6 protein-coding genes are annotated in these 4,222 nt (G+C 70.5%); 4 read left to right on the top strand and 2 right to left on the bottom strand.

Going from position 1 to position 4,222, the window contains the following annotated elements:
• Together VHK87_RS09465 and VHK87_RS09460 are read left to right on the top strand one after the other, a co-directional pair.
• A partial coding sequence (locus tag VHK87_RS09465) for an NAD(P)/FAD-dependent oxidoreductase (RefSeq protein ID WP_329634651.1) occupies nucleotides 1–883 on the top strand: 883 nt, incomplete at its 5' end.
• Nucleotides 880–1,437: an NADPH-dependent FMN reductase gene (locus VHK87_RS09460; protein WP_329634650.1), complete on the top strand. Its 558-nt coding sequence runs from the start codon at nucleotides 880–882 to the stop codon at nucleotides 1,435–1,437. The genes VHK87_RS09465 and VHK87_RS09460, both read left to right, overlap by 4 nt.
• Here VHK87_RS09460 and ftrA read toward each other — a convergent pair.
• Nucleotides 1,427–2,419, bottom strand: a complete 993-nt coding sequence (gene ftrA / locus VHK87_RS09455) for a transcriptional regulator FtrA (RefSeq protein WP_329634649.1) — start codon at nucleotides 2,417–2,419, stop codon at nucleotides 1,427–1,429. The genes VHK87_RS09460 and ftrA overlap by 11 nt on opposite strands.
• A 72-nt stretch (nucleotides 2,420–2,491) precedes the next feature.
• On the opposite strand from ftrA, the gene VHK87_RS09450 reads away from it, so the two are divergent.
• Together VHK87_RS09450 and VHK87_RS09445 are read left to right on the top strand one after the other, a co-directional pair.
• Complete coding sequence (locus VHK87_RS09450; RefSeq protein ID WP_329634648.1) at nucleotides 2,492–2,896, top strand: rhodanese-like domain-containing protein; 405 nt, start codon at nucleotides 2,492–2,494, stop codon at nucleotides 2,894–2,896.
• Nucleotides 2,897–2,901: 5 nt separating this feature from the next.
• Nucleotides 2,902–3,360: a GNAT family N-acetyltransferase gene (locus tag VHK87_RS09445; protein ID WP_329634647.1), complete on the top strand. Its 459-nt coding sequence runs from the start codon at nucleotides 2,902–2,904 to the stop codon at nucleotides 3,358–3,360.
• A 111-nt stretch (nucleotides 3,361–3,471) separates the two neighbouring features.
• Here VHK87_RS09445 and VHK87_RS09440 read toward each other — a convergent pair.
• A partial coding sequence (locus VHK87_RS09440; RefSeq protein WP_329634646.1) for an adenosylhomocysteinase occupies nucleotides 3,472–4,222 on the bottom strand: 751 nt, incomplete at its 5' end.

The following is a 4,222-nucleotide window of genomic DNA, read 5'->3' as shown; positions in this document are numbered from 1 at the left end:
CTACCTCGGCTTTCCGACCGGCATCAGCGGCCTGGCCCTGATGGCCCGCGCCTACAACCAGGCTCAGAAGTTCGGGGTGGAGATCGCCATTCCCGATGAGGTCGCCAGCCTCGCCGCCCACCCCGCCGGCGGCTTCGCCCTGGCCCTGGCCAATGCCGAGCAGGTGCGCGCCCGCAGCGTGGTGATCGCCGCCGGCGCGCATTACCGACGGCTGCAGGTGGCGGGCATCGAGGAATTGGAGGCGGCCTCCGTCCACTACTGGGCCTCGCCTGTGGAGGCGCGGCTGTGCGCCGGGCAGGAAGTCGCGCTGGTCGGCGCCGGCAACTCGGCCGGACAGGCGGCGGTCTATCTCGCCTCGCAGGTGGAGAAGGTCTGGATGCTGGTCCGCGGGCCGGGGCTGGAGGCGACCATGTCCCGCTACCTCATCGACCGCATCGCCGGGCTGCCGAATGTCGAGGTGGTCACCCGCGCGGAGATCTGCGGCGTCGACGGCTCCGACGGGTCGATGCAGGGCCTGACGTGGCGCGATCGGCGCACAGGCGAGGAGACGCGCCGCCCCATCCGCCACCTCTTTCTGTTTATCGGCGCGGAGCCGCACACCGACTGGCTGGCGGGCTCGGGCATCCAGCTGGACGACAAGGGCTTCATCCGCACCGGCGCCGACCTGCACCCCGGCCGCCGGCCCATGGAGACCAGCCTGGACGGCGCCTTCGCCATCGGCGACATCCGCGCCGGCTCGACCAAGCGGGTGGCCGCGGCGGTCGGAGAGGGCGCCCAGGTCGTCGCCACCCTCCACGCCCACCTGGCGGGGCTCGACCCGATAATCGCCGCGCCCGCCGCCGCCGACCGAGCGAGCGTCATCCCGGACCCGCAGCCCGCATGAGCGACATCCGCATTCTCGGCTTCGCCGGCAGCCTCCGGCGCGCTTCCTACAACCGCGCCCTGCTGCGCGAGGCGCAGGCGCGCGCGCCGGCGGGGATGACTATCGAGGCCTTCGACCTGCTCGAAGTGCCGCTCTACAACGGGGATGTGGAGGCGCAGGGCGATCCACCGGCGGTCGCAGCGCTGAAGCAGTCGATTCGCGCCGCCGACGGCGTCCTGATGGTGACGCCCGAGTACAACCACGGGGTTCCGGCGGTGACCAAGAACGCCGTCGATTGGGCCAGCCGGCCGCCGAACGATGCGGCGCTCTCCGGCAAACCCGTCGGGATCATCGGCGCGTCGCCGGGCATGACCGGCTCGGCGCGCGGCCAGAGCCAGTTGCGCCAGGCCTTCGAGTTCACCAACAGCTTCTGCATGCCGCAGCCGGAGCTTCTGGTCTTTCGCGCCCACGAGAAGTTCGACGCCAACGGGAAGCTCACCGACGAGGCGACCGGTCGCTACCTCGTCCGCTACCTGGAAGCCTTCGCCGCCTGGGTGCGGCGGTTCAAGGACTGACCGCTGCGGTCCGGCCGAAGGTCGCCCGGTACTCCGAGGGCGACACCGTCAGGCGGCGGCGGAAGTGGCGACGCAGGTTCGCCGCGTCGCCGAAGCCGGACAGCCGCGCGACCTCGTCGATGGGCAGGTCGTGGGTCTCAAGGAGCTCGCGAGCACACTCAACCCTAACCCCGATCAGCCAGCTTGCGGGCGGCTCGCCCACCGTCTCCAGGAAGCGCCGGTGCAGACTGCGCTCGCTCAGCGCCGCCATCTGCGCCATGTCGGCGACGCTGAACGGCTGATCGGGCCGGGCGCGGACGTAGGCGAGCACGTCGGACAGGCGCGCATTCTCGCGCTCGGGCACCGGCCGCGGCATGTACTGCAGCTGGCCGCCGTTGCGGTGAGCCGGCACGACGAGGCGGCGGGCGACCTGGTTGGCGACCTCCGCGCCGAAGTCGCGGCGCACGATGTAGAGCGACAGGTCGATGCCCGCCGCGCTGCCGGCCGAGGTGAAGATCCGCCCTTCGTCCACGTAGAGCACCTCGCCGTCGAACCGCAGCGAGGGGTAGCGGGCGGCCAGCGCCTGCGCATAGCGCCAGTGGGTGGTCACGCGCTTGCCGTCCAGCAGCCCGGTCGCCGCCAGCACGAAGACGCCCGAGCAGATCGACATCAGCCGGGCGCCGCGGCCGTGGGCCGCGCGGAGGGCTTCGAGCAGCGGGGCCGGCGGCTCGATGTCGACGCCCTTCCAGCCCGGCGCGATGATCAGGTCGGCCTCGGAGAGCAGTTCGAGGCCGGCGTCGACCTGCACCGTCAGCCCGCCCATGGCCCGCAACGGCCCCGGCTCGACCGCGCAGCTGGCGAACCGGTACCAGCCGGGACCGAGCTCCGGCCGCGGCAGGCCGAAGACCTCGGCGGCGACGCCGTACTCGAAGGTGCACAGCCTGTCGTAGACGAGCGCGGCGACCACGGGTCCGGAGCGGTTTGGCATGATCTGTACGATCATAGTCAGATCCGCCACTGAGCGACAGTCCCGCTTAGCCTTAGGTTCCGGCCTCACTTGAGCTGGAGACCCGCCATGTCGCTTGTCAGCGAAATACCCGCCGCGCCCCCCGCCGAGGCGCTCGCCCACTTCGAGGCCGAGTTCACCTTCCAGACCGACTGCTGGGACGTGCACAACGCCATCACCACCGGCCAGAAGGACTTCGTCCTGTTGGACGTGCGCAGCCACGAGGCCCACGCCGCCGGCCACGTGCCCACCGCCGTCAGCCTGCCGCACGGCAAGATCATCGCCGGCAAGCTGGCCGAATGGCCGGCGGAAGCCCTGTTCGTCGTCTATTGCGCGGGGCCGCACTGCAACGGGGCGGCGCGGGCGGCGGTGCGGCTCGCCCGCCTGGGCCGGCCGGTGAAGGTCATGCCTGGCGGGATCACCGGCTGGCTCGACGAAGGCTTTGAGCTGGCGCGCGCGCTGGCGCACGCCTGACCCCGATGGCCGCCTTCGTTCGCGCGGCCGAACCGCAGGACCTGGCGCAGATCGTCCGCCTCTGCGCCGAGCACGCGAGGTTCGAGGGGGCCTCGCTCGACGTCGCCGGGCTGGCCGAGCGGCTGGAGGCGGCGCTGTTCGGCTCCGCGCCCCGCCTCTGGGCCTGGGTCGTCGAGGCGGGCGGCGGCCTCGCCGGCTACGCCACCGCCAGCGTCGAGTTCTCGACGTGGGCCGGTCGCGACTACGTGCACATGGACTGCCTTTACCTGCAGGCGCCGATGCGGGGGACCGGGCTCGGCCGGCGGCTTATGGAGGAAGTCTTCGCCGCCGCGCGCCGCGCCAGCTGCGCCGAGGTCCAGTGGCAGACCCCGCCCTGGAACGCCCCGGCGATCGCTTTCTACCGCGCGATGGGGGCGGAAGGCGCCGACAAGGTGCGCTTCCGCACAGCGGTGGGTGGCAGGTAGCGCCCGCGGCGCTCGTCATGGCCGGCTTGATGGCGGCCACTTGTCCTGATGAGCCTGCAACATGCGCAACGGGCTGGGTCGCCGGGACAAGCCCGGCGACGACGGCGGAGGTTAGTACCGATAGTGCTCCGGCTTGAACGGCCCCTGCGGCGAGACGCCGATGTAGGAGGCCTGTTCCGGGCTCATCTGGGTCAGCTTGGCGCCGAGTTTTTCGAGGTGCAGCAGGGCGACCTTCTCATCCAGGCGCTTGGGCAGGGTGTAGACCTGGTTCTTGTAGGCCTGGCCGTTGGTCCACAGTTCGATCTGGGCCAGCGTCTGGTTGGTGAAGGACGCGCTCATCACGAAGCTCGGGTGGCCCGTGGCGTTGCCCAGGTTCACCAGGCGGCCTTCCGACAGGACGATGATCTTCTTGCCGTCCGGGAATTCCACGTGGTGGACCTGATCCTTGATCTTGTCCCACTTGTAGTTCTTCAGGCCGGCGATCTGGATCTCGGAGTCGAAGTGGCCGATGTTGCAGACGATGGCGTTGTTCTTCATCCGCCGCATGTGGTCGACGGTGATGACGTCCTTGTTGCCGGTGGCGGTGACGTAGATGTCGGCCTTGTCGAGGGTGTCTTCGATGGTCAGCACCTCATAGCCTTCCATCGCGGCCTGCAGGGCGCAGATCGGGTCGATCTCGGTGACCACCACGCGGGCGCCGCCGTTGCGCAGTGAGGCCGCCGAGCCCTTGCCCACGTCGCCGTAGCCGCAGACCACCGCCACCTTGCCCGACAGCATGACGTCGGTCGCCCGGCGGATGCCGTCCACCAGGCTCTCGCGGCAGCCATAGAGGTTGTCGAACTTGGACTTGGTGACGCTGTCG

Origin of the sequence: Phenylobacterium sp., assembly GCF_036263695.1 — a bacterium.
Classification (GTDB): domain Bacteria; phylum Pseudomonadota; class Alphaproteobacteria; order Caulobacterales; family Caulobacteraceae; genus Phenylobacterium.
The sequence above is the reverse complement of the archived record's forward strand: the minus strand, read 5'-3'. Positions and strand labels throughout refer to the sequence as shown.

What these genes read in the sequence shown, in the direction of transcription:
- ftrA (WP_329634649.1), bottom strand. Translation starts at nt 2,419, where the DNA reads ATGATCGTACAGATCATGCCAAACCGCTCCGGACCCGTGGTCGCCGCG.
- VHK87_RS09450 (WP_329634648.1), top strand. Translation starts at nt 2,492, where the DNA reads ATGTCGCTTGTCAGCGAAATACCCGCCGCGCCCCCCGCCGAGGCGCTC.
- VHK87_RS09445 (WP_329634647.1), top strand. Translation starts at nt 2,902, where the DNA reads ATGGCCGCCTTCGTTCGCGCGGCCGAACCGCAGGACCTGGCGCAGATC.
- VHK87_RS09460 (WP_329634650.1), top strand. Translation starts at nt 880, where the DNA reads ATGAGCGACATCCGCATTCTCGGCTTCGCCGGCAGCCTCCGGCGCGCT.